The sequence below is a fragment of the Pseudomonas brassicacearum genome (assembly GCF_003732265.1).
Lineage (GTDB): Bacteria > Pseudomonadota > Gammaproteobacteria > Pseudomonadales > Pseudomonadaceae > Aquipseudomonas > Aquipseudomonas brassicacearum_D.
Window position 1 is genome coordinate 1 of the sequence record NZ_MOBK01000243.1, and the last position, 503, is coordinate 503.

Consider the following 503-nt stretch of genomic DNA (forward strand, 5'->3'; position numbering starts at 1 on the left):
TTGAGTCATGCCGAGCACGGCGGCGGGGACAATCAGCATGAACATGTGATCGATCACATGCGCGGCGTTGATATAGCGAATGACGTTTCTGGATTGATTCATGGCGGCACGCTTTACGTTGTTGTGTGGCGCTTATGCTAAGTTGGCCGTAAAGCGCATTCCTGCCAAGCAAGTCATCGAATCAGACATGTTGATCAGCCATTTCGAACACGGCCCGGTGAGCGCCTACCCTCGGGATTATCTGGATGGCGCGCACCAGCCGCTGCACCTGCATCGCGAGGCGCAACTGCTGTATGCCGTCAGCGGGATCATGCGTGTGGTCACGCAATCGGGGGCGTGGGTGATTCCGCCGAGTCGCGCGGTATGGATTCCACCCGAGGGAGCGCACGAGATTTTCATGAGCGGCGATGTGCAGATGCGCTCACTGTTCATCGCGCCAGAATTGTCACCCGCCAGCCTGCAACAGTGCTGCGTAGTGGCCGTGACGCCGCTGCTGCGCGAGC

Annotated in this window: 2 protein-coding genes; one reads left to right on the plus strand and one right to left on the minus strand. The window is 59.0% G+C overall.

Features of this window, described 5'->3' with window-relative positions; genetic code table 11:
- Positions 1-102: hypothetical protein (locus BK660_RS33335; protein ID WP_259698566.1), on the minus strand; the 102-nt coding region annotated here is incomplete at its 3' end.
- Positions 103-187: 85 nt separating this feature from the next.
- Between BK660_RS33335 and BK660_RS31070 the strand changes: the two genes are divergently transcribed.
- On the plus strand, positions 188-503 hold a 316-nt coding region (locus tag BK660_RS31070; protein ID WP_404942971.1), incomplete at its 3' end, for an AraC family ligand binding domain-containing protein.